Raw genomic sequence first — 21,856 nt, forward strand, 5'->3', positions numbered from 1 at the left:
CTTTTGCTTAGGTAAACGCCTGCATTACAGCGCCGCGATAGTCGCTTGCTGCTCAGCCAGTTTCACCAAGGTTTCTTTGTAACCGTCCAGCTTTTCACGCTCTTTGGCAATCACGGCTTCAGGTGCTTTCGCAACAAAGCCTTCGTTACCCAGTTTGCCTTCGATGCGCTTGATCTCGCCTTCGGTTTTGGCAATTTCTTTTGCCAGACGAGCCAGCTCGGCGTCTTTATCGATCAGACCTGCCATCGGGATCATCAACTCAGATTTACCAACCAGTGCCGTTGCGCATGCCGGAGTCTCTTCGCCAGCCGCCAGAACACGTACGTTTTCCAGTTTCGCCAGAGACACCAGTACTTGCTTGTTCGCTTCCAGACGTGCAGCATCGCTGTCGTTCGCCGCTTTCAGCATCACATCCAGTGGTTTACCTGGGTTGATGTCGTACTCGGCACGCAGGTTACGAATCGCGGTGATGAAGGTTTTCACCCACTCGATGTCATCCAGCGCTTCCTGGTTGAAGTTCGCCGCGTCAAACTGAGGCAGAGCCTGCAGCATGATGGTATCGCCTTCCACACCGTCAACCAGTGGCTTGATGCTTTGCCAGATGGTTTCAGTGATGTATGGCAGAACTGGGTGAGCCAGACGTAGCGTCTTCTCCAGTACGGTGATCAGCGTGCGACGTGTTGCGCGTTGCTGCGCTTCACTGCCTTTCCACAGTACTGGTTTAGTCAGCTCTAGGTACCAGTCACAGAACTGGTTCCAGATGAACTCGTACAGCGTGTTCGCGGCCATATCCAGACGGTAGTTGTCGATGTGCTCGTTGAACGCTTTGGCAGCCAGTTCAAACTGAGATTCGATCCATTTGTCCGCCAGAGAGTATTCCAGCTTAGCACCCGCGCCAAAGCCACAATCCTGCTCTTCTGTATTCATCATTACGTAACGGCTTGCGTTCCATAATTTGTTACAGAAGTTACGGTAGCCTTCCAGACGCTTCATATCCCAGTTGATATCGCGGCCGGTCGATGCCATTGCTGCCAGAGTAAAGCGTAGTGCGTCAGTACCGTATGGTTCGATACCGTTTTCGAATGTTTTACGTGTGTTTTTCTCGATCTTCGCAGCAAGTTGCGGCTGCATCATGTTACCAGTACGCTTAGTTACTAGTGACTCAAGATCAATGCCATCGATCATGTCGATTGGATCCAGCACGTTGCCTTTCGATTTCGACATTTTGTCGCCGTTTTCGTCACGGATCAGACCCGTTACGTACACGGTTTTGAATGGCACTTGTGGTTTGCCGTCTTCATCTTTGATGAAGTGCATGGTCATCATGATCATACGGGCAACCCAGAAGAAGATGATGTCAAAACCTGTCACCAATACTTCTGATGGGTGGAAGACTTTCAGTGCGTCTGTTTTTTCTGGCCAGCCCAGCGTGCCGAACGTCCAAAGTGCTGAAGAGAACCAAGTATCCAGCACGTCTTCGTCTTGGTTTAGTGCTACATCCGCAGGAATGTTGTTGTCAGCACGCACTTCGTCTTCGTTGCGGCCAACATAAACATTGCCTTGTGCGTCGTACCACGCCGGAATGCGGTGACCCCACCACAGCTGACGAGAAATACACCAGTCTTGAATGTCACGCATCCAAGAGAAGTACATGTTTTCGTATTGCTTAGGTACGAACTGAATGTCGCCGTTCTCAACCGCTTCAACCGCTGGTTTCGCCAGAATACCTGCGCGCACATACCATTGGTCAGTCAGCATAGGTTCGATAACTACGCCACCACGGTCGCCGTAAGGCACTGTCAGGTCGTGATCTTTAATTTCTTCCAGCAGACCCAACTCATCGAATTCTGCCACGATCGCTTTACGCGCCGCAAAACGTTCCATGCCTTGGTATTTCGCAGGAATTTCAGTGCCGTAAGCCGTGCTGGCTTCGCCGTTTGAGTTGAAGACTTCGGCTGCATCGCGGATGTTGGCATCGAAAGTCAGAATGTTGATCATTGGCAACTGGTGACGCTTACCAACTTCATAGTCGTTGAAGTCGTGCGCCGGTGTGATTTTCACACAGCCCGTGCCTTTTTCCATGTCCGCGTGCTCATCGCCCACGATAGGAATGCGACGGTCAACGATAGGCAGAATGATTTCTTTACCAATAAGATCTTTGTAACGAGGATCTTCTGGGTTAACGGCAACACCGGTATCACCCAGCATGGTTTCTGGACGTGTGGTGGCGACCACAATGTAGTCTTTACCTTCAGCCGTTTTAACCCCATCAGCCAGCGGATAGCGGAAGTGCCACATGTGGCCTTTCACGTCTTTGTTTTCAACTTCCAGATCCGAAATCGCGGTGTGCAGTTTTGGATCCCAGTTCACCAGACGTTTACCACGGTAGATCAGGTCATCTTTGTACAGACGTACAAACACTTCCTGAACCGCTTTGTAGAAGCCGTCATCCATGGTGAAGCGTTCACGATCCCAGTCGACAGACGCACCCAGGCGGCGCAGCTGTTTGGTGATGGTGCCACCAGACTCGTTTTTCCATTCCCAGATTTTGTCGATGAAAGCATCACGGCCGTAATCGTGCTTCGTTTTGCCTTCTTCTGCTGCGATCTTACGCTCAACAACCATCTGAGTCGCTATACCGGCGTGGTCAGTACCCACTTGCCACAGCGTATTTTTGCCTTTCATACGCTGGCAACGGATCAAGGTATCCATAATGGTGTCTTGGAATGCGTGACCCATGTGCAGGCTACCAGTGACGTTCGGTGGCGGAATCATGATGCTGTATGCGTCTTTTGATGTGTCACCGTGAGGCTTAAAGTAGCCTTTCTCTTCCCAAGTCTTATACAGATCTTGTTCGATGGATGTTGGGTTGTATGTCTTTTCCATAGTGCTCTTTAATGGATACTTTGATGGTTAATTCGGTCAATCTTTATAAGTGAGTTCTCTGGCAAAGAGAGCTTAACTATAAGGATGAACCGTTACGGATAATGGATCTCGATGGTTTGCAGTTGATAACCCGCCTGACGGTACAACTTATAACGCTCGCGAGACCGTTGTTTCGCATTTTCTTCGTTGGGGACGAAGTCTACCACCTCTGCGAAGGCCTTCGCAAAGGTTGTATGATTATCGGCCAAATTTATTGCCAGTTGTCGGTTCCAAGAGGGTTTCACCCCGACATGGCCAATCTCAATATTGGTGCCGTATTTCGGCCCTTCACCCACCAGATTATGGCCCAGAAAGTCTTTGGCTTCGACCTGCCAGAATCGTTCCGCCAATTGTTCGGCGTGCGCTTTATTATCGCACTGCAAATACACTTTTGCGCCCTGACGTGCAAAGTGCTGAGTCAAGTACACCACGTACTCCTCGAAACCAGCTGTGGTGGCTTGTTCCGAGTCGGGCCGAACGATGTAAAACGTGGCAGTTGCCATAGTCGTCTGAGCGCTCCTGTTATGGTGAAGGTGAAAAACAAAAAAGGGCCTTGCGGCCCTTTTTGTGGATGAGGTTTATTCCTCGGTCTCTTGGCCACTGCGGTTTAGCAGGAATTGGACAAGCATCGAGACCGGACGACCGGTAGACCCTTTCGCTGCACCTGATTTCCACGCAGTACCTGCGATGTCGAGGTGAGCCCAGTTGTACTTCTTGGTAAACTTCGACAGGAAGCAGCCAGCAGTGATAGCGCCGCCTGGACGACCACCGATGTTCGCCATATCGGCAAACGGGCTCTTCAGCTGTTCATGGTATTCGTCTGCCAGTGGTAGACGCCATGCGCGGTCACTTGCCTGTTCAGAGGCATTGACCAGCTCGTGCGCCAGCGGGTTGTGGTTCGACATGACACCGCTGATATGATGACCAAGCGCAATCACACAAGCGCCAGTCAGGGTCGCTACATCCACCACGCAATCTGGTTCAAAGCGTTCGACGTAAGTCAGCGCATCACACAGTACCAGACGGCCTTCGGCGTCCGTGTTCAGGACTTCTACGGTTTGACCTGACATCGTGGTCAGAATGTCGCCCGGACGGTAAGCGTTGCTACCCGGCATGTTTTCACAGCCAGCCAGTACGCCGATAACGTTCAGTGGCAGGTTCAGTTTCGCGATCGCTTTCATAGTACCGAATACGGACGCCGCACCACACATGTCGTACTTCATCTCGTCCATACCTTCACCCGGTTTGAGTGAGATACCGCCTGAATCGAAGGTCAGCCCTTTACCAACCAGAACGATCGGTTTCGCGTCTGCATCTGGGTTACCTTTATATTCGATAACCGACATCATGGATTCGTTCTTTGAACCGCGGCCCACTGCCAGGTAAGAGCTCATGCCCAGTTTTTCCATCTCTTCTTCACCAATGATTTTGGTGGTGATGGTTTCATAGTCATCAGCCAGGCGACGAGCCTGAGACGCCAGGTAAGCTGGGTTAGCAATGTTTGGTGGCATGTTGCCAAGATCTTTACACGCTTTCACGCCCGACGAAATTGCCAGACCGTGAGTAATCGCGCGTTCACCCAGGCTCAGTTCACGGCGAGTAGGTACGTTGAACACCAGTTTACGCAGTGGACGACGGGTTTCTGGCTTCACACTCTTGAACTGATCAAAGGTGTACAGACCATCTTTAGTCGCTTCGACGGCTTGACGAACTTTCCAGTAAGTATCGCGGCCTTTCACGTGCAGTTCAGTCAGGAAGCAAACGGCTTCCATAGAACCTGTCTCGTTAAGTGTGCTGATGGTTTTCTGAATGATTTCTTTGTATTGACGTTCGCCCAGTTCGCGCTCTTTACCGCAACCGACCAACAATACACGCTCAGATAAGACACCTGGCACTTGATGCAGCAGTAGCATCTGCCCCGGTTTACCTTCTAGATCACCACGGCGAAGCAGTGAACTAATATAGCCGTCGCTGATTTTATCAAGCTGTTCTGCTACTGGAGAAAGGCGGCGTGGTTCAAAGACTCCGACAACGATACATGCGCTACGTTGTTTTTCAGGGCTACCACTTTTAACACTGAACTCCATGCGTACTCCTACATCCTAAAGACAAATAGAACTAAATGTTAGATAATGCGTTCTTACTTGTTGAATCCTTAATTGGATCTACCCTTTGTTTAAGCGCTCTAACACATAGCGAAATTTTTAAAAATAAAAGGTTCAACGGGAAATTATAGTGATTCAATCAAAAAAACAAGTTTTGCATAGGTTATTTCAGCGTGATTATTGTTAGATATTTGATCCGCGAGACACTAAAAAGCCAATTGGCTATCTTTTTCGTCCTGTTTTTAGTGTTTCTGAGCCAAAAATTTATTCGCGTTTTGGCCGATGCGTCAGATGGTGAAATCCCAGCTCGCTTAATTTTATCTATCGTTGGTTTGAACATGCCATCGATGGGGTTATTAATGCTGCCTTTGAGTCTCTATATCGGGATTCTGCTCACCTTCGGGCGTTTGTATGCTGAAAGTGAAATCACGGTGATGAACGCGACCGGTATCGGCAACAAGTTCCTGATCCGCGCCGCACTGTATCTCGGCATCATCACATCTTGTCTGGCGGGCTTTAACGCGCTGTGGCTATCGCCATGGAGTCAGGACAAAGTCGATTCGGTGATGGAACAACTGGCAGCGGAAAACAGTGTTGATTTGCTGCAAAAAGGGCAGTTCCAGCGTTCGCCGGATGGTTCGTCGGTGGTGTTCATCGATAACATTGAGAACAAAAAACTGAGCAATGTGTTCGTTGCCCAGTTGGCACCGCGTGAGTCGATTCTGCCAAGCGTGATGTTCTCCGATTCTGGTGATGTCAAAGAGCTCAGCGACGGCCGCCAGGTCATCACGATGTACAACGGTACCCGCTATGAAGGTGTGCCGACGCGTGTCGATTACATGGTGACTCGATTTGATGAGTACGAAGGTCTGATTGGTCAGCGTGAAGTGAAGGAAAAAGGCCGCGGTTGGGATGCGATTCCGACACTCGAACTGCTGCAAAATCCGGATCGCCGCGCTCAGGCGGAACTGCAATGGCGAATTTCGTTGGTGGTGTGTATTCCACTGCTGACCATGCTGGTGGTGCCGCTGTCGGCGGTGAACCCGCGTCAGGGACGTTTTGCCAAAATGGGGCCAGCGATCCTGATTTATCTGACTTACTTTCTGGCCATCAGTGCGACCAAATCAGCACTGGAAGACGGTTCAATTCCTGCCATGGTCGGCTTATGGCCAATCAACGCCGCGTTGCTGCTGGCGGCAATTGTTGCCAATACACTCGACAGTGTGCCGGTCAGAAAATTCAAAGACAAATTAAGACAGAAGAGAAAGGTAGCGTAAGTCGTGTTTAAGATTCTTGACTGGTACATTGGCCGGACCATCATCGCAACCACTATCTTAGTGTTGACGACCTTTAGCGGTTTGTCGGGCATCATCAAATATGTCGAACAGCTGCGCAAAGTCGGTAACGGTACTTATGACCTGATGCAGGCGCTATTGTTTGTGGTGCTGAGTATTCCGCGCGACATTGAGATGTTTTTCCCGATGGCAGCTCTGTTGGGCGCGCTGATTGGTCTTGGTGCGCTCGCGGCGAGCTCTGAACTGGTCGTCATGCAGGCCGCAGGCTTTTCCAAATTGGATATCGGCCTGTCGGTACTGAAAACCGCAGTGCCGCTGATGATCATCATTACTCTGCTTGGCGAATGGGGCGCACCACAAGCACAGAAAGCGGCGCGTGATTTACGTGCGTTTGCCACATCCGGTGGTCAGATTCTGTCAGTTAGAACGGGGGTGTGGGCCCGGGATGCCAACGATTTTATCTTCATTGGTAAGATTGATGACAACCATCTGTACGGTCTCAACATGTGGCGTTTCGACGAACAGAAACAACTGCGCACGGTTATTTTTGCCAAGCAGGTGGATTACCTCGGTGAGAATGAGTGGATGATGAAAAATGTGGAAGTGACTGACATGAATAACGATGTCGTGATTACTAAACAGTCACTGCCACAGTACAGCTGGGAAACCTCTCTGGCACCGGACAAACTCGCCGTCGTTACAGTGAAGCCTGAAGAGCTGGCGCTGAGCGGTTTGTATGATTACGTGCATTATCTGAAAGCGTCAGAGCAGGATGCTTCGCGTTATGAACTGGCGTTCTGGCGTAAGATCACTCAGCCGTTTTCGATTGCGGTGATGATGCTGATGGCGCTGTCGTTTATCTTTGGTCCGCTGCGTAGCGTCACCATGGGGGCGAGAATCCTGTCTGGCGTGATTGCGGGCTTTACGTTCTACATTTCCAGCGAGTTCTTTGGGCCGCTCAGTCTGGTGTATGGCATCCCGCCTGTGTTTGGCGCGGTGGCTCCCAGCCTGGTATTTCTGACCATCGCGCTGTTGCTGCTAAGACGAAAACTGTAAACGAAAAAAGGAAGGCGATGCCTTCCTTTTTTATTTGCGGGCTTTACCGCGATTAGCGTACTTTTGGCAGCACGAGAACTTGGGTCTTGGCCCACATATCCTGAAAGGCACGTTTTTTCGGGTCAAGCGGAACCGTCAGATTGCCCAGACCAAAAACGGATGTTGCCAAGCGAATCAGAGCCTGAGTGGCTGAGATGCGATCGCCATTCTGATTGCACACCACAATTTTCCAGGCGCGCATGCCCAGTGTTTGCCCGCCACGTGTCCAGAAATAGACAAAGAAGTAGATCCAAGTCGCAGCCAGATACAAGGTGTACACCGGGCTCCAGATTGGGTGGCGAGTCAGAAGTTCCCCTGCGTCCTGATAAGGCGCGTAACTGAACAGTCCGGTGGCAACCAGAGCTTCTAACACTGCGACGACAACGCCACCGGCAATCATCAGAATAGCCATCACGACCAGGGAATCATAAAACAGGGCGCCCAGACGGCGAAACAGTCCTGCAGGAGGCAAAGTTGATGTGTGCATAACGACCTTTGTGTCTGACAACAAATGGCGGCAAGCATATCGGCTGAGGGCGGTACTGAAAAGAGAGCTGCCGCACAGGTTAACGAATCGGCACAATATTTCAGACTCTATCCTGGCGCTGCGGCGAGATATGCAGGGAAAAGCTGGCCCGTCAACCTTGTCACGCGGAAGGGGCGGGGTAGAATGAGCAACAGGATTTTCAGCCACGCATTCGTATTGCATTACAAGGATTCTCATGTCGGTATTTAACTGGTACCACGCCTCTATCAAACAAAAAATCGGTGGCCTGTTTGTGCTGTTGCTGTCGTTTTTGTTTTTTGTCATCGTCTATTCAGGCTACAAAATTAAACTGATTGAAAAGGAGATGCGGGAAGTCGCGTATCTGGATATTCCGCTCAGCCAAATCATGCGTCAGGTTGAGTTCATCGAACTGGAGCAGCACCTTCAGTTTGAACAGTATCAGTTGAAAGGCGAAAAACCGTATCAGGAGCTCAAGCAACATCAACAATTGGTTTTTCAACAACAGCAACTCAAGAGCCTGTTGGATCGTGCGGTCGGGCTGATTACCGAAAGCCTGAGCGCGAAACAATTGATGCTGGCTCAAAGCGAACACGAACAAGTGCTAAGCCGCATAGAAAGTTATGCGCAGAAAAGTGCGGCCTTTGAATCCCACCTTGAACAACTGTTTGAAAGCCAGACACTAAACGATGAACAGCGCAGTGCGATGGAACAAATGGCAGCGGAGCTGGAAAGTGCAGAAAACGCTATCATTCAGCAGCTCAACACCATCACGACCAATGATGTGTATTACACCGAGAAACATGAGAAAGAGTTTCTGTTTGTCAGTTCGCTGCTCGGTATCAGCGCCGTTGTGCTTGGCTTTTTGCTGACGGTTTATATTGTGCAAATCATCTTGCAGCGTATTAAACGCATTCAGGGTGACATCAAAACTCTCAATGCGTCCCTTGACCAAGGGGATTCCTTGTCTCAGGAAACGGTGAGCAAAATTACCACCAAGGATGAGCTTGCCGAACTGGAACACGACATCAAAGCCGTCATGTCGCGCTTGGCGAAAGAAATCACTTGTCGGGAACAGGTCGAAAAGCAATTGCTGACTCTGGCGACCCAAGACAAACTGACCGGTGCATACAACCGCCACAAGTGGGAAGAACAAATCAATATGCAGCTCAATCTCGCTCAGCGCGGTGGTTATCCGTTCGGTTTGATTCTGTTGGATGTCGACTATTTTAAACGGGTAAACGATCAGTTTGGCCATCAGGTTGGTGACCAATTATTGAAACGCATGGTATCAGAGTTGCAACAACGGATACGTTCGACGGATATGTTGTTTCGACTGGGGGGCGAGGAGTTTGCCATTTTGCTGCCGATGCAGGATATCGAAAGCGCCTGTAAACTTGCGGAAAGCCTGCGCTCGCAAATGGAATTGCTGCAAGTGGACAACTTACCCGCATTTACGATCAGTATTGGCGTGACCAGCTATCACGACATGGACAGTGAAGCCTCTATTTTCCGCCGCGCAGATATGGCTTTGTACCGCGCCAAAGCGCAGGGCAGGAACCAGGTTGTGCAACAACTGACCGAGGAATAATCGCGGGTTGCTGCGAAGTGAGTTTCGAAAATATCGCGCTTGGCGAAATATTCAGCAAACAATTTACTTTTCAATATATTGTTATTGCGCCAACCGGTTTCTTCCGTATAATGGCCAACCATCAAAGGGTCATCCCCCAAGATGCCGGTGTGGTGAAATTGGTAGACACGACGGATTCAAAATCCGTTTCCTTCGGGAGTGGCGGTTCAAGTCCGCCCATCGGTACCATTATTCAGAAAGGTCGCTTATCAAAGCGGCCTTTCGTCGTTTTGAGGTTTTGAAAAACAAAAAGAGCACTTTTGTGCTCTTTCGTTTCAGCGACAGGTTAATGGATTATTTGGCTGTGATGACGGCCATGACTAACTTTCCGTCCTCTCGAATCGGGCCGTCCGCTTTAGCGCCCAAGGTATATTCGAACACACCAGTTTTCATTCCGCCTGCTTCGCCATGGAGCATCAACATCAGCATGTCGCCCGCTTTAACCGGTTCGGTCAAAATCGCTGAGACTGCCTGATTACTTCCTTTCTTCACTGGCGCATAGCCAACGACCGGGCCGGGTTTCATGTTGCTGTCGGTACGATGAACGACCATCCAGCCATTTTCTCCTGCCATGATCATATCGGCAGTGACGGTCCCTCCGGACACATCCTGATCGGTGCCTTTGACGCTGAGATGGTGTCCTGCCCAAGCGAATGAAGAGGCACCGATAAGTGATAAGGTAAGACACAGATTTTTGGCTGAACTGAGTAAATGATTTTTCATAATGATTTTCCGTTGCAGAGTAAGATGTTTGTGTTTGTCAGCGTTACATCTACCAACAGCTTACTCATACGGACGGGGTATGATTTTGGTTGCATTGATTTTTATTTTGGATTGGTTTTGTGAGAATAGAGTAGAAAATGGCTGATGCTTCTGATTGATTTTATTCGCTAATTAGTATGAATGGCGAAGTGTAAGCAAATGTTAACCAGTTCGGTTTTAGATTAGTGGCCTGCGGCCGAATTGATTTTATTTGCTTCTGTTCATGAGACCAAATCATGAGACCAAAATAGTGCAGAGCAATCTGCGATTGAACACTTCCGGTGCAGTGAATGTTCGCTTCTGGCGAGACGCAGCCCTCTTTGCCTTGTGGTAAATGGGATTGGTTAAAAGTTGGCTGAGTGGTCAGCTTTTTGCTTAACCCCATCACACTGATCCAACATTCCTTTCGCAACAAGGGAAATACGTGGATAGAGAGACAATCAAGGAGAGAGCATGTCACTGCCCATTATCGATATTTCAGCCCTACATTCCGCTAATCGCCAAGATTGGCAGCCAGTGATTGACCAGATCGACAGTGCTTGTCGTGAGTTAGGATTTTTCTACGTTGTCGGGCATGGCATTCCCCAGCAACAGTTTGACCATATTGAGTCGATGGCTGGAAAACTATTTGCTCTACCGGAGGCAGAAAAGCAGCGGTTATCGATCGAAAAAAGCAGTAACCATCGTGGCTGGGGCCGATTAAATGCAGAGAAGTTGGACCCCAAGGGAGCGTTAGATTGCAAAGAGTCGTTCGACATGGCGCTGGATTTATCGCCGTATCATTCTCAGGTCGCCCGCTGCCCAGAACTTTACGGGCCCAACCAGTATCCGAATATCGAAGGATTTACACAGGCGATGATTCAGCATTATTCACTGACGCTGGATGTTGGCTTAAGGATCCTCAAGGCGATGTCGATTGCGCTCAAAGAGCCGGAGGATTTCTTCACTCAGTATTTTACCTTGCCGATTTCTGTGCTGCGCATGCTTCACTATCCAAGCCAGATGAAAGAGACCAATGGTGCGGGTGCTCATACTGACTATGGCTGTATTACGTTGCTCTATCAGGATTCGAGCGGTGGCCTTCAGGTGTTGAACAAGCAAGATGAATGGATAGATGCACCGCCCGTTGCAGGAAGCTTTGTGGTTAATATTGGCGATTTGATGCAGCGTTGGACGAATGATATTTACCGCTCGACCAAACATCGGGTGGCGAGCCCGACCACAGGCCGCACGCGTTTCTCGATGCCTTTCTTTGTTGAACCCGATTTTGATACACCAATCGAAACACTCTCTTCGTGTTTAGCTGAACGGCCAGAGCAGGGGGGCTATCCGTTCATTACTGCAGGGGACTGGATTTTATCGCGCTTTGCGGACACCTACTCTTACCGCCGGGAGGAGGAAAGCCTCACGGTTTAAATACTATCAATATCGTGGCAGCGACGTTGGTATGTCGTTGCCCGGCAAGATATCAGCATTATTCACTGTTCGAATTGCCACCGTACTCACTTTATATGCCACTGGTTTAGCTATAGTTAAATCAAGTTCCGTCAACATACGAGGCGTTAAGCCTGTCTGCCGTTGGTCAAGAGGTGAGTGTATGCCAGAAAGTGACAGCCCGATTAAACCCGTGATCACGAACGTCAGTTTCCCTGCTCGTTTTGTGCCACTGCATTGGACGCTGGATATAGAAAACCATACGTTTAACCACTATGCCGATCAAGTGAATGACCTGATGGCGCCGTTGTTGGCGTTTTCGGCATTGGAACAATGGTTAGCGCTGTTTGATCTGCAGGCTCGTGAGCAGGCGGAGCAATTGATCGAACAGGTACTCACGCAGGGAGATAAACGTGCGCTGAACGCTGTCTTGCGTTTGTCTCCCGATCGCGCCGTCTACGTGGTGTTTAGCGTTGAGCGTCTATCCAAACAGTTGCTGCAAGGGGATATTCAACCCATCTTTGAACTGACTCAGGTCGAGCAGGTGATTCACTGGTTGGAAGCGCTGCTCAATCATTCAGCCGCAGGGCTATTGATCACCAACCGGGAACACAAGGTGCTGGGATGCAATTCGGCCTTTGAACGTTTTACCGGTTTTCAGCAGAGTGATCTTTTGGGGCTGAGCAGCCTCTGGTTGTTTGAAGAAAGCACCGATATTACGGGAACCTCACAACCCCGAGTGTCCATCAAACATACATCGGGGATTTCTCAGGCCTATCACCATCAATCAATCCGCTTAATGGACAATGATGATCACTCTGTTGTGCTCAGTCTGTTTTCTCTGGTCGAATCCGCGCCTGCACTCAGTGTGCGCCCCGTGATGGATAAAGCGGCGTTCATTGCTCAGTTCGAAAGCCTGCATCAAAACCGAATGATGAACGATCTGTATGTGGTGATGACGCTCAGCGTGCAACAGGTGAATGGGGCTCAGCTCTCGATGTTGCTGGATGTGATGCCCAGACTGAAAGAGTGTCGTCTGTTTGGCAAAATCCGTGACGATCTTTATCTATTGTGTGTCACTTGTCCGCTCCCGATGATGGGGGAGCCTTTTCGTTATATTCACGCGCGTATCCGTGGTTTTTTCCAGGAGCTGAAACAGGCGAGTGCCGAAACACATCGCACCTGCATTCAAGGCAAAATTGGCATATCGGTGCTGGGGCTTGATGCCCACACGGCCAGAATGGCGGTGACCCATTCGGTTCAGGCGATTCTGGAACAAGGTGAAGAAGGTGAGGCCCAGCGGATCCGCTTCTTTGATACTCAGTTACATCGGCAGATCAAAAAACGTCGCTTACTGGAAGAGTTGGTAACCGACGCGATTCGCAATCAGTCGCTGCTGGTGGAGTTTCAGCCCATTATCGATGCCCGATTGGGGCAAGTCATGAGTTATGAAGCGCTGTGCCGTTTTCCTCTTCCGGCAGCGCTGGAAGTCAGCAACAGTGAGCTGATCAGTATTGCCGAAGATTTGGATCTGATCACCGAGTTGGATTTACAGGTGCAACAACAAGCGTTGCGTCAGTGGCCGATATTGCAGGCACAGCATGAGTATCCTATCTGGTTGACTGTAAATATATCGCCAAATACCCGTCAGGGCTTACCTGCGCTGATTCAATGTTTACGCCAGTTAATGGCGAGTGAACAGGTGCCCGCCGAGCGAATCATCATCGACATTACTCAGGCGAAGTATCATTCTCAGGCTCTGGTCCGATCCGATGCGCTGCAAGAGCTGCGTCAACTCGGTGTGCAGATCGCCATTGACGATATGGGCACGGATTATTCATTGTTCGACCATTTGTCAGCTTCAGACTTCGATTATCTGAAGATCAGTCGTAGTTGCATCGATGGTCTGGGGAACCAAACCAACCGATATCAAGTGATCAAAATGCTGGTGGAAATGTGCCACTCACTGGGCGTCAAAGTGATTGCTGAGGGAGTGGAAAGCGAGGAAGAAGCACAGTTGCTGGCGTTTGGTCGTCTTGACTATCTGCAAGGATTCTATTTTGCCAAGCCATTGGCGATGGATGATCTGTTGGCATTTATCGAGAGTACGTTGCCACAACGACTGCAGTTGATCGCGCCCCAAGAGGAGAGCCTGTCGGCAAGCAGTTTGATGAGCTTACATCATGCCCACAGCCCACGGCTGGACCCGGGAGATCCCATCTCTCTCGCGTATCAGTATTTTCAGTCGGCGGATGTGGAAGTGCTGCCAGTGATCATTGATCAGGAATGCGTTGGGTTGGTGGACCGGGCAAGGCTGAATCTGCATCTCACGCCGGGAATGGGGTCAGAGCTGGAAACCATGAAAGAAGCGTCGATGTGGCATCGCCCAGTCAATCAAGTCATGGAGCTGACGTTTACGAGCATTGATGCTGCTATCGATGTTTCGCAAATTCCATTACTGATTCGCGAACATCATCTGGGATTTCCTTGGATCCTTACCAAAGGAAAAATCTACAAAGGCATTTTGACTCAAAGCGTTATTTTGCAATATCTGGTGGAACAGCCACAAAGCGTCGATTTTATGATTTGAGCCAATGCGGGAAGGATTGCCGGGATCGTCTATGCTTCAAGAAAGATAGACGGAGGTGGGTATGTTCAACCTGACACCTTATTTATTCTTTTCCGGGCGCTGCGAACAGGCTCTAGAGTTCTACTGTTGGTGTTTTGATGGTCACGTGCTGATCAAACGTCACTTCTATGAATCTCCTCAATATATAGAAGGCGTCGATCCGAATTGGGTCATGCATGCGGAGTTGGTAACACAGCATATGAAGTTGATGTTGTCAGACGGTATCGCCGCTCAGGAACTGAAAGACAATCAGATTGCGCTGCTGGTGGTCATGGATGATTTGGATCAGCAAGTCATCTTGTGCGATCGCCTAGCAGAAGGTGGAAAAGTGATGATGCCGTTGGCGGATACCTTCTGGGGGACACGCTGTGCCAAAATAGAAGACCAGTTCGGTATCCGTTGGATAATCAATTGTGAGTTTTGTTGACAGGCGTGAAACAGGTCATAAGGTTATCAATAAGAACAGGGTTGCATTAATGATCTTATGCGCAACTTCTTCTAAAATAATCAAAATTTACAAGTAAAGGTGTTGGTAAATTGTGGCGAGCATAAAGATCACGGTAGATAGGCTGCAACCTGGCTTACATATTCGTTTGCCAGTGAAATGGAATGAGCATCCCTTTTTGTTGAATAGCTTCAAGATTAAAACCGAAGAACAGATCAAGCTGATCAAGCATCTGGGGATTCAGCATGTCTTTTTGAATCCGGCGCAGAGCGATACGACACCGCTACCGCCCAACACGGTCAGCAGTGATAACAGTGCAGAGACAGAAGAGTCTAACGCCGCGATAAATGACGAAGCGGATAAGCTATGGCAGGAAAAGCAGAAGCGTATTGAAAAGCTCAGTGCGTATCGCCGTCGAGTCATCAGCTGTGAAAAAGAGTTCGAACGCTCGCTGGCTCGCATGCGCGCGGTGATGAACAAAATTCGTAACCGCCCACAGGATGCGGTTGATGAAGCCGCGCAACTGGTCGAAGACATTGTCGAAAAGCTACTCAGTGATGACAGCGTTACGCTTCATCTGATGAACAGCAAAAGTGAATTCGAAGACATTTACTTCCACTCGCTCAACGTGTCGGTCATCGCGATGATGATTGGTAAAGCCAAAGGCTACCCGGCAGACAAAATCAAAGAGCTGGCATTCGCGTCGCTGTTTCATGATATCGGCAAGATTCGCGTACCTAGCGCCATCGTACGTAAGCAAACGCCACTTAGTGAGCCGGAAAAAAACTATCTTAAGCTGCACACCAAGTACGGCGCCGAAATCGCTGGGAATATTCAACACTTTCCACCGAGTGCGATGAGGGTCATCGAACAGCATCACGAGCTCAACGATGGTTCCGGCTATCCGCTTGGATTAAAAGAAGAGGATATTGATGAACTGGCGCAAGTAGTAGCCGTGGCGAATGCCTTTGATAACTTGTGCCATCCGAACATTCCATCAGAGCAGAAGATTCCGTATGTGGCGCTTTCCCACTTATATAAGAACTGCAAACACCTCTATAACCATGACAACCTTAATATCCTGGTGAAGTTCATGGGGGTGTTTCCACCAGGAACGGTCGTCCAGCTTTCCAACGACATGATTGGGCTGGTGATCTCGGTGAACGCGCGCAGTCTGTTGTTTCCGAATGTTCTTATCTACGATCCGTCCGTTCCTCGAACGCAGGCACCGATTATCGATCTGGCAGATAAGGACATTAAAATCGTCAGTGCGATTCTGCCAAACAAATTACCGGATAAGATTCGTGAGTATCTCAACCCGCGTTCGAGAATCTCTTACTTCTTTGACAGTGATGACTAGTTATCCACAAGTTTTTGTGAGTAAAGTGTGGTCATGCTGAAGATAAGATCTGCATAAAAAGGCGTTCGTTTGATTATTGGTCAAACGAACGTTTTTTTATAAAAAAATGCCTTTTTGTGCTTGCCAACTTTAAGCAACTCTCTATAATGCCGCCTCACTGACACGGCAGACGCCACAAGGCTTCAGCGGTTGTCATCGAGGTGAAAGCTTCTGAAAAAGAAAATTGAAAAAAGTGTTTGACACTCTCAGTTATCTCGCTAGAATGCACCTCCGCTTCGAGAAGAAAGCTTCGAAAAGCAATGCTCTTTAACAATATAAACCTATCAATCTGTGTGGGCACTCGTTGATGATAATCGCAAAAGATTTATCAATGAACTGAGTGACCAATTTGATACTTCGGTATCGAGCACAGTCAATTCAACATTACATAGTAATGTTATCAGTATTCATTGAGCCAAAACTTTAATTGAAGAGTTTGATCATGGCTCAGATTGAACGCTGGCGGCAGGCCTAACACATGCAAGTCGAGCGGCAGCGACAACATTGAACCTTCGGGGGATTTGTTGGGCGGCGAGCGGCGGACGGGTGAGTAATGCCTGGGAAATTGCCCTGATGTGGGGGATAACCATTGGAAACGATGGCTAATACCGCATGATAGCTTCGGCTCAAAGAGGGGGACCTTCGGGCCTCTCGCGTCAGGATATGCCCAGGTGGGATTAGCTAGTTGGTGAGGTAAGGGCTCACCAAGGCGACGATCCCTAGCTGGTCTGAGAGGATGATCAGCCACACTGGAACTGAGACACGGTCCAGACTCCTACGGGAGGCAGCAGTGGGGAATATTGCACAATGGGCGCAAGCCTGATGCAGCCATGCCGCGTGTATGAAGAAGGCCTTCGGGTTGTAAAGTACTTTCAGCAGTGAGGAAGGAGGTATCGTTAATAGCGGTATCTTTTGACGTTAGCTGCAGAAGAAGCACCGGCTAACTCCGTGCCAGCAGCCGCGGTAATACGGAGGGTGCGAGCGTTAATCGGAATTACTGGGCGTAAAGCGCATGCAGGTGGTTTGTTAAGTCAGATGTGAAAGCCCGGGGCTCAACCTCGGAATTGCATTTGAAACTGGCAGGCTAGAGTACTGTAGAGGGGGGTAGAATTTCAGGTGTAGCGGTGAAATGCGTAGAGATCTGAAGGAATACCGGTGGCGAAGGCGGCCCCCTGGACAGATACTGACACTCAGATGCGAAAGCGTGGGGAGCAAACAGGATTAGATACCCTGGTAGTCCACGCCGTAAACGATGTCTACTTGGAGGTTGTGGCCTTGAGCCGTGGCTTTCGGAGCTAACGCGTTAAGTAGACCGCCTGGGGAGTACGGTCGCAAGATTAAAACTCAAATGAATTGACGGGGGCCCGCACAAGCGGTGGAGCATGTGGTTTAATTCGATGCAACGCGAAGAACCTTACCTACTCTTGACATCCAGAGAACTTAGCAGAGATGCTTTGGTGCCTTCGGGAACTCTGAGACAGGTGCTGCATGGCTGTCGTCAGCTCGTGTTGTGAAATGTTGGGTTAAGTCCCGCAACGAGCGCAACCCTTATCCTTGTTTGCCAGCGAGTAATGTCGGGAACTCCAGGGAGACTGCCGGTGATAAACCGGAGGAAGGTGGGGACGACGTCAAGTCATCATGGCCCTTACGAGTAGGGCTACACACGTGCTACAATGGCGCATACAGAGGGCGGCCAACTTGCGAAAGTGAGCGAATCCCAAAAAGTGCGTCGTAGTCCGGATTGGAGTCTGCAACTCGACTCCATGAAGTCGGAATCGCTAGTAATCGTGAATCAGAATGTCACGGTGAATACGTTCCCGGGCCTTGTACACACCGCCCGTCACACCATGGGAGTGGGCTGCAAAAGAAGCAGGTAGTTTAACCTTCGGGAGGACGCTTGCCACTTTGTGGTTCATGACTGGGGTGAAGTCGTAACAAGGTAGCGCTAGGGGAACCTGGCGCTGGATCACCTCCTTATACGAATGATTATTGCGATGAGTGTTCACACAGATTGATGGTTTATACGTTTTAGAGACGATACTGGGTCTGTAGCTCAGGTGGTTAGAGCGTTCGCCTGATAAGCGAGAGGTCGGTGGTTCGAGTCCACTCAGACCCACCAATCTTCCTCCCAGAGGATTGGCACACAGTATCAACACCTGATGGGGCTATAGCTCAGCTGGGAGAGCGCCTGCCTTGCACGCAGGAGGTCAGCAGTTCGATCCTGCTTAGCTCCACCATCTTTAAGCACATTTGCTTAAGTGTTCTTAAACATGGTTTTCATCAGAAAATCTGCTCTTTAACAATTTGGAAAGCTGACAAAACAATCTTTTAAGATTGTTTGTAAAGTTCTCAATGTATTCCTGAATGGAATACACCAACAAACACATTCAAGTGTGCTTGGTATCGAAGCTTACTGTTTCAGTAAGTCTTCAAATTGAGTCCGGCAAAATCAGTCACACACTCATGAAAAATAAATGTGTGACACCTAGGTTGTTTAACAACAACCCGAAACTCCTTCGGGTTGTATGGTTAAGTGACTAAGCGTACACGGTGGATGCCTTGGCAGTCAGAGGCGATGAAGGACGTAGTAACTTGCGATAAGCTCAGATTAGGCAGTAACAGCCACTTGAGTCTGAGATTTCCGAATGGGGAAACCCAACTGCATAAGCAGTTATCATTAACTGAATACATAGGTTAATGAAGCGAACCGGGGGAACTGAAACATCTAAGTACCCCGAGGAGAAGAAATCAACCGAGATTCCGATAGTAGCGGCGAGCGAAATTGGATTAGCCCTTAAGCTTTACATGCGTCAGGTGAAGGTTCTGGAAAGGACCGCGAAACAGGGTGATAGCCCCGTAGCCGACAGCGCATGTTCAGTGAAATCGAGTAGGGCGGGACACGTGTTATCCTGTCTGAATATGGGGGGACCATCCTCCAAGGCTAAATACTCCTGACTGACCGATAGTGAACCAGTACCGTGAGGGAAAGGCGAAAAGAACCCCTGTGAGGGGAGTGAAATAGAACCTGAAACCGTGTACGTACAAGCAGTAGGAGCCTCTTCGTGGGGTGACTGCGTACCTTTTGTATAATGGGTCAGCGACTTATATTCAGTGGCAAGGTTAACCATTTAGGGGAGCCGTAGGGAAACCGAGTCTTAACTGGGCGTTCAGTCTCTGGATATAGACCCGAAACCGGGTGATCTAGCCATGGGCAGGTTGAAGGTTGAGTAACATCAACTGGAGGACCGAACCGACTAATGTTGAAAAATTAGCGGATGACTTGTGGCTAGGGGTGAAAGGCCAATCAAACTCGGAGATAGCTGGTTCTCCCCGAAAGCTATTTAGGTAGCGCCTCGGACGAATACTACTGGGGGTAGAGCACTGTTAAGGCTAGGGGGTCATCCCGACTTACCAACCCTTTGCAAACTCCGAATACCAGTAAGTACTATCCGGGAGACACACGGCGGGTGCTAACGTCCGTCGTGGAGAGGGAAACAACCCAGACCGCCAGCTAAGGTCCCAAATTACAGCTAAGTGGGAAACGATGTGGGAAGGCTCAGACAGCTAGGATGTTGGCTTAGAAGCAGCCATCATTTAAAGAAAGCGTAATAGCTCACTAGTCGAGTCGGCCTGCGCGGAAGATGTAACGGGGCTAAGCTGTAAACCGAAGCTGCGGCAATGCGATTTATCGTATTGGGTAGGGGAGCGTTCTGTAAGCCGTTGAAGGTGTGTTGTAAAGCATGCTGGAGGTATCAGAAGTGCGAATGCTGACATGAGTAACGACAAGGGGGGTGAAAAACCTCCCCGCCGGAAGACCAAGGGTTCCTGTCCAACGTTAATCGGGGCAGGGTAAGTCGACCCCTAAGGCGAGGCCGAAAGGCGTAGTCGATGGGAAACGGGTTAATATTCCCGTACTTCTTACAATTGCGATGGGGGGACGGAGAAGGCTAGGTGGGCCTGGCGACGGTTGTCCAGGTTCAAGTGCGTAGGCTTGAGGGTTAGGTAAATCCGGCTCTCTCTAAGGCTGAGACACGACGTCGAGCTACTACGGTAGTGAAGTCATTGATGCCATGCTTCCAGGAAAAGCCTCTAAGCTTCAGATTGTAAGGAATCGTACCCCAAACCGACACAGGTGGTCGGGTAGAGAATACCAAGGCGCTTGAGAGAACTCGGGTGAAGGAACTAGGCAAAATGGTACCGTAACTTCGGGAGAAGGTACGCTCTTGATGGTGAAGTCCCTCGCGGATGGAGCTGATGAGAGTCGCAGATACCAGGTGGCTGCAACTGTTTATTAAAAACACAGCACTGTGCAAAATCGTAAGATGACGTATACGGTGTGACGCCTGCCCGGTGCCGGAAGGTTAATTGATGGGGTTAGCGTAAGCGAAGCTCTTGATCGAAGCCCCGGTAAACGGCGGCCGTAACTATAACGGTCCTAAGGTAGCGAAATTCCTTGTCGGGTAAGTTCCGACCTGCACGAATGGCGTAATGATGGCCACGCTGTCTCCACCCGAGACTCAGTGAAATTGAAATCGCTGTGAAGATGCAGTGTACCCGCGGCTAGACGGAAAGACCCCGTGAACCTTTACTACAGCTTGGCACTGAACATTGAACCTACATGTGTAGGATAGGTGGGAGGCTTTGAAGACGTGACGCTAGTTGCGTTGGAGCCGTCCTTGAAATACCACCCTTGTATGTTTGATGTTCTAACTTAGCCCCGTTATCCGGGGTGAGGACAGTGCCTGGTGGGTAGTTTGACTGGGGCGGTCTCCTCCCAAAGAGTAACGGAGGAGCACGAAGGTGGGCTAATCACGGTTGGACATCGTGAGGTTAGTGCAATGGCATAAGCCCGCTTAACTGCGAGAATGACGGTTCGAGCAGGTGCGAAAGCAGGTCATAGTGATCCGGTGGTTCTGTATGGAAGGGCCATCGCTCAACGGATAAAAGGTACTCCGGGGATAACAGGCTGATACCGCCCAAGAGTTCATATCGACGGCGGTGTTTGGCACCTCGATGTCGGCTCATCACATCCTGGGGCTGAAGTCGGTCCCAAGGGTATGGCTGTTCGCCATTTAAAGTGGTACGCGAGCTGGGTTTAGAACGTCGTGAGACAGTTCGGTCCCTATCTGCCGTGGGCGTTGGAAGATTGAAGGGGGCTGCTCCTAGTACGAGAGGACCGGAGTGGACGAACCTCTGGTGTTCGGGTTGTGTCGCCAGACGCATTGCCCGGTAGCTAAGTTCGGAATCGATAACCGCTGAAAGCATCTAAGCGGGAAGCGAGCCCTGAGATGAGTCTTCCCTGATACTTTAAGTGTCCTAAAGGGTTGTTCGAGACTAGAACGTTGATAGGCAGGGTGTGTAAGCGTTGTGAGGCGTTGAGCTAACCTGTACTAATTGCCCGTGAGGCTTAACCATACAACACCCAAGGGGTTTTGTAGTGGACTCAAAGCTAAGCGCATAAGAATGTGTTGAGAGAACGAAAAACAGCTTTCCGAATTTTAAGAATTTGCTTGGCGACCATAGCGTTTTGGACCCACCTGATTCCATTCCGAACTCAGAAGTGAAACGAAACAGCGTCGATGGTAGTGTGGGGTCTCCCCATGTGAGAGTAGAACATCGCCAGGCTTTAAAT

Annotated in this window: 12 protein-coding genes, 3 tRNA genes and 3 rRNA genes; 13 read left to right on the plus strand and 5 right to left on the minus strand. The window is 49.7% G+C overall.

The window, feature by feature from the left end:
• Positions 1–24 precede the first annotated feature (24 nt).
• The 3 genes from DYA43_RS01315 to pepA all read right to left on the minus strand — a co-directional run bounded on the left by DYA43_RS01315 (position 25) and on the right by pepA (position 5,012).
• Positions 25–2,886 (minus strand): valine--tRNA ligase, encoded by a 2,862-nt coding sequence (locus DYA43_RS01315; protein WP_061056117.1) that lies wholly within the window; start codon positions 2,884–2,886, stop codon positions 25–27.
• A gap of 92 nt (positions 2,887–2,978) precedes the next feature.
• Complete coding sequence (locus DYA43_RS01320; protein WP_032081964.1) at positions 2,979–3,428, minus strand: DNA polymerase III subunit chi; 450 nt, start codon at positions 3,426–3,428, stop codon at positions 2,979–2,981.
• A 75-nt stretch (positions 3,429–3,503) separates the two neighbouring features.
• A complete protein-coding gene (gene pepA, locus DYA43_RS01325; protein WP_020329555.1) occupies positions 3,504–5,012 on the minus strand; it encodes a leucyl aminopeptidase in 1,509 nt (502 codons plus the stop codon).
• A 191-nt stretch (positions 5,013–5,203) separates the two neighbouring features.
• On the opposite strand from pepA, the gene lptF reads away from it, so the two are divergent.
• The gene (gene lptF / locus DYA43_RS01330) at positions 5,204–6,307 is read left to right on the plus strand and encodes an LPS export ABC transporter permease LptF (protein WP_020329556.1); all 1,104 of its coding nucleotides are present in this window, start codon (positions 5,204–5,206) and stop codon (positions 6,305–6,307) included.
• 3 nt (positions 6,308–6,310) lie between these two features.
• Positions 6,311–7,381: an LPS export ABC transporter permease LptG gene (gene lptG, locus DYA43_RS01335; protein ID WP_061056118.1), complete on the plus strand. Its 1,071-nt coding sequence runs from the start codon at positions 6,311–6,313 to the stop codon at positions 7,379–7,381.
• A gap of 52 nt (positions 7,382–7,433) precedes the next feature.
• Here lptG and DYA43_RS01340 read toward each other — a convergent pair whose 3' ends face one another.
• Entirely contained in the window at positions 7,434–7,907 is a 474-nt protein-coding gene (locus tag DYA43_RS01340; RefSeq protein ID WP_020329558.1) for an RDD family protein, read from the minus strand.
• 235 nt (positions 7,908–8,142) lie between these two features.
• Here DYA43_RS01340 and DYA43_RS01350 point away from each other — a divergent pair, with 235 nt between their 5' ends.
• Entirely contained in the window at positions 8,143–9,516 is a 1,374-nt protein-coding gene (locus DYA43_RS01350) for a GGDEF domain-containing protein (protein WP_020329559.1), read from the plus strand.
• 143 nt (positions 9,517–9,659) lie between these two features.
• A tRNA-Leu gene (locus DYA43_RS01355) sits at positions 9,660–9,744 on the plus strand.
• Positions 9,745–9,849: 105 nt separating this feature from the next.
• On the opposite strand, the gene DYA43_RS01360 is transcribed toward DYA43_RS01355, so the two are convergent.
• Complete coding sequence (locus DYA43_RS01360) at positions 9,850–10,278, minus strand: DUF7282 domain-containing protein (RefSeq protein WP_020329581.1); 429 nt, start codon at positions 10,276–10,278, stop codon at positions 9,850–9,852.
• Positions 10,279–10,770: 492 nt separating this feature from the next.
• Here DYA43_RS01360 and DYA43_RS01370 point away from each other — a divergent pair, with 492 nt between their 5' ends.
• The 9 genes from DYA43_RS01370 to rrf all read left to right on the plus strand — a co-directional run bounded on the left by DYA43_RS01370 (position 10,771) and on the right by rrf (position 21,849).
• Entirely contained in the window at positions 10,771–11,733 is a 963-nt protein-coding gene (locus DYA43_RS01370; RefSeq protein ID WP_061056120.1) for an isopenicillin N synthase family dioxygenase, read from the plus strand.
• A gap of 181 nt (positions 11,734–11,914) precedes the next feature.
• Complete coding sequence (locus DYA43_RS01375) at positions 11,915–14,341, plus strand: EAL domain-containing protein (protein ID WP_061056121.1); 2,427 nt, start codon at positions 11,915–11,917, stop codon at positions 14,339–14,341.
• A 61-nt stretch (positions 14,342–14,402) separates the two neighbouring features.
• Positions 14,403–14,807 carry a VOC family protein gene (locus tag DYA43_RS01380; RefSeq protein ID WP_020329585.1) on the plus strand — a complete coding sequence of 135 codons (405 nt, stop codon included), beginning with the start codon at positions 14,403–14,405 and terminating at the stop codon, positions 14,805–14,807.
• A gap of 112 nt (positions 14,808–14,919) precedes the next feature.
• Positions 14,920–16,185, plus strand: a complete 1,266-nt coding sequence (locus tag DYA43_RS01385) for a cyclic di-GMP phosphodiesterase (RefSeq protein WP_020329586.1) — start codon at positions 14,920–14,922, stop codon at positions 16,183–16,185.
• Positions 16,186–16,648: 463 nt separating this feature from the next.
• Positions 16,649–18,201 (plus strand): 16S ribosomal RNA (locus DYA43_RS01390).
• A 65-nt stretch (positions 18,202–18,266) separates the two neighbouring features.
• A tRNA-Ile gene (locus DYA43_RS01395) sits at positions 18,267–18,343 on the plus strand.
• A gap of 42 nt (positions 18,344–18,385) precedes the next feature.
• Positions 18,386–18,461, plus strand: a tRNA-Ala gene (locus tag DYA43_RS01400).
• A 290-nt stretch (positions 18,462–18,751) separates the two neighbouring features.
• A 23S ribosomal RNA gene (locus DYA43_RS01405) occupies positions 18,752–21,639 on the plus strand.
• A gap of 94 nt (positions 21,640–21,733) precedes the next feature.
• Positions 21,734–21,849 (plus strand): 5S ribosomal RNA (rrf, locus tag DYA43_RS01410).
• Together the 16S, 23S and 5S rRNA genes with 2 tRNA genes alongside form the textbook arrangement of a ribosomal RNA operon.
• Positions 21,850–21,856: the final 7 nt, after the last annotated feature.

The sequence above is a fragment of the Vibrio fluvialis genome (assembly GCF_900460245.1).
Classification (GTDB): domain Bacteria; phylum Pseudomonadota; class Gammaproteobacteria; order Enterobacterales; family Vibrionaceae; genus Vibrio; species Vibrio fluvialis.

What these genes read in the sequence shown, in the direction of transcription:
- DYA43_RS01320 (WP_032081964.1), bottom strand. Translation starts at nt 3,428, where the DNA reads ATGGCAACTGCCACGTTTTACATCGTTCGGCCCGACTCGGAACAAGCC.
- pepA (WP_020329555.1), bottom strand. Translation starts at nt 5,012, where the DNA reads ATGGAGTTCAGTGTTAAAAGTGGTAGCCCTGAAAAACAACGTAGCGCA.
- DYA43_RS01380 (WP_020329585.1), top strand. Translation starts at nt 14,403, where the DNA reads ATGTTCAACCTGACACCTTATTTATTCTTTTCCGGGCGCTGCGAACAG.
- DYA43_RS01350 (WP_020329559.1), top strand. Translation starts at nt 8,143, where the DNA reads ATGTCGGTATTTAACTGGTACCACGCCTCTATCAAACAAAAAATCGGT.
- DYA43_RS01375 (WP_061056121.1), top strand. Translation starts at nt 11,915, where the DNA reads ATGCCAGAAAGTGACAGCCCGATTAAACCCGTGATCACGAACGTCAGT.
- DYA43_RS01370 (WP_061056120.1), top strand. Translation starts at nt 10,771, where the DNA reads ATGTCACTGCCCATTATCGATATTTCAGCCCTACATTCCGCTAATCGC.
- DYA43_RS01340 (WP_020329558.1), bottom strand. Translation starts at nt 7,907, where the DNA reads ATGCACACATCAACTTTGCCTCCTGCAGGACTGTTTCGCCGTCTGGGC.
- DYA43_RS01360 (WP_020329581.1), bottom strand. Translation starts at nt 10,278, where the DNA reads ATGAAAAATCATTTACTCAGTTCAGCCAAAAATCTGTGTCTTACCTTA.
- DYA43_RS01315 (WP_061056117.1), bottom strand. Translation starts at nt 2,886, where the DNA reads ATGGAAAAGACATACAACCCAACATCCATCGAACAAGATCTGTATAAG.